This is a genomic window from Shewanella sairae (genome assembly GCF_023283535.1).
Classification (GTDB): domain Bacteria; phylum Pseudomonadota; class Gammaproteobacteria; order Enterobacterales; family Shewanellaceae; genus Shewanella; species Shewanella sairae.
Genome location: NZ_JAKILT010000140.1, coordinates 1 through 2,377 on the forward strand (window position 1 = coordinate 1; position 2,377 = coordinate 2,377).

The window sequence follows — 2,377 nt, forward strand, 5'->3', positions numbered from 1 at the left end:
TGTGATTGAGAACCCAGGCTCCAGTAATCCAGTGTTACATGCTGCATGGTGTCCAAATGTTGGCCTGGTGGTTTCAGAAGTTGGTTTGTTTATGGGGTGTTATACGGCCATGGAACAATCCAAGATACTGTATCCAAATTTAAAAGCTTGTCTTTACTGTTGCGCTGCTGTCTCACAGGGCGAGGAGAGATTGTTCTGAATAATAGCGACAGTGAGAATAAGCCTTTCAAATCCCCACTTACAGAGTGGATCCTTAAAAATAAGCAGGATAAGAAAAAACAACGGGCAGAGCTTGGCTATATTCATGGGCAGCTTCGTATTGAACGTCAGCGAAAACGAGAGTTGTTAGATGAGGCGGACAAATAAATACAGTTTTTGATCTCGTTAGTGCGGCTTTATGTTAGCTAGATTATTTAAGTAATTTCATACTTAGTATAGTAAATAAATAATATCCTAGTGCCATTACTACGAGAAATACTATACATGACAGGGCATAAGGTATTACTTCAGGAAGCCCCGCTCCCCTGCTAAAACTAAATGCAAGACCATTAATAGCGTTTAATGGTTTTGTTGAAATTGAACCGTTAGCTAAAAATACAGTTAAGCCGATAAATCCAATTAGCGCCCCAAATAGTCCTGTGTAATTAATTTTTTTCATGTTAATAAATGTTTTTTGGAAATAGAGGGCAAGAAGGCTTAGAAAGAAAACTCTAAGCCTTTTATAATTATAGTAGACTATGGAACCATAACTTGAGTTTCACTTGTTAGTTTAATTACTACTCGGCGTTCAAGCGCTCTATCTGATTTTGAATTGGCTTTTGAATCTTGCTCACCCATAGCCTGCCCTTCTAAACTTTGTGCATTTACACCGTTAGTTGTGAGGTAGTCACCAACTTGTTTAGTTCGTTGCTCTGAGAGTTTTTGATTGTACGCTGACGAGCCTTGATTGTCAGATTGTCCAATTAACACAATTGCATTGCTATCATGTTGCTTAGACAGTTGAATAACTTCATTAAGCTTAGCTTTTGCTGCGTCATTTAGGCTCGATGAGTCGAAGTCGAACAGAACTACATAACTGTTTTCTTCTATTTTTGTCTCGTAAACAGGTTGTTGAATTGGTTCTTCAATTACTTCTTCTACTGTTTCCGTTACTACGGGTAAACTAACTACAGGCTTTGGTGTTGCTTTCACACCAAAACGGTAAACCATTTGGATGCCCACTGTTTGAACGTCCATGTTCGCGGTGTTCCAAGTTGTTTCATCAATATTCGTGAAACGTCGGTATTTAGCCGAAACCTCTAGTGCATCAGTTATTTTGTAGCCAATGCCTGCGCCAAAATATGGAGCGGTATCAATAGTGCTGACGTATTTATTTGCATTTATTTGATGGGCTAAATGGTATTGATAGGCACCACCTTCACCTGTCAGGAACCATTTTTCACTAAGAGGTAGAGTACCAACTAAACCGAGGGTAAAACCATCAACATCAATAGATTGAGAACCATCAAGATTACCCCATTGGTGAGTATCATCGGTTGCTCCTAAATCTTGCCAGCCTGCTTCGAGTGCAAAGTATTCATTAAACTGAAAACCGACAGTCGCATTCCATGCCAAATCCCGGTCAGTCCCTAAATGGCTGATAGCATTAACTGATTCATAACTACTTTGACCTACACCTGCACCTAAATACCATGTGTTGTCTACATCTATAGTGTTTGCATAGGCTGAATTGCCGAGTAATGCGATTGCTAAAAGTGATTTTTTCATTTTTTCTCTGAATAAAAATAAGTTTTTTGTGTAACAATCTAATATTATTCACCTTTATTAATGTTGTTGCAATTATTATTCATCAGGTGAGAAGTGTTTAAGCTGTTTATTAGGTTGAATGGTGTGACTGGTTGTGAGTACGTGGTGGGGGCGTGTCAATTGCTTTGTTGTTAATTTGGTTGCGGAAGTTTTATTGTTGGTGGCGATTTGTTTTGGTAGAGGTGTGAATATGTTTGAAATGAAAGGTTTAAAAGTAAGGGGGATTTTAATAACTAGTTCAGGGATCGCAATTGGTAATTTTCTCTATGATGCCTATCTTAGCTCAAGTCCAACTGTGGACTTTGTAAAACCAGTATTCATTTTCATGTTTATTTTTGCGGTGCTATTTATTGTTAATAACACTTTAGGAAAACACTAATAGTTATCGTGCTAGGGGAGGTAATTTTACGGATTTGTGGTCATCAGTTCGTTAGAACCGTATGGTGAATCTGTGTTTATAAGTAATGCACAATTTCATTATGTAGTGGCATAGTTAATTTGGCCACCTAGTTAGAGGTGATATCATCACCTCATAAGTTAACAGGTGACACTATGACGAAACGTACAAGAA

The 2,377-nt window shown here is 38.2% G+C and carries 4 protein-coding genes; 2 read left to right on the plus strand and 2 right to left on the minus strand.

Annotated elements, in window-relative coordinates; translation table 11 throughout:
* The coding region (locus L2748_RS23520; RefSeq protein ID WP_248957802.1) for a hypothetical protein at window positions 1-199 on the plus strand (199 nt) is incomplete at its 5' end.
* A 210-nt stretch (window positions 200-409) separates the two neighbouring features.
* Here L2748_RS23520 and L2748_RS23525 read toward each other — a convergent pair.
* Complete coding sequence (locus tag L2748_RS23525; protein ID WP_220783526.1) at window positions 410-658, minus strand: hypothetical protein; 249 nt, start codon at window positions 656-658, stop codon at window positions 410-412.
* 77 nt (window positions 659-735) lie between these two features.
* Window positions 736-1,767, minus strand: a complete 1,032-nt coding sequence (locus tag L2748_RS23530) for an outer membrane beta-barrel protein (RefSeq protein ID WP_220783525.1) — start codon at window positions 1,765-1,767, stop codon at window positions 736-738.
* A 133-nt stretch (window positions 1,768-1,900) separates the two neighbouring features.
* On the opposite strand from L2748_RS23530, the gene L2748_RS23535 reads away from it, so the two are divergent.
* Entirely contained in the window at window positions 1,901-2,185 is a 285-nt protein-coding gene (locus L2748_RS23535) for a hypothetical protein (RefSeq protein WP_220783524.1), read from the plus strand.
* The last annotated feature ends 192 nt before the right edge of the window (window positions 2,186-2,377 follow it).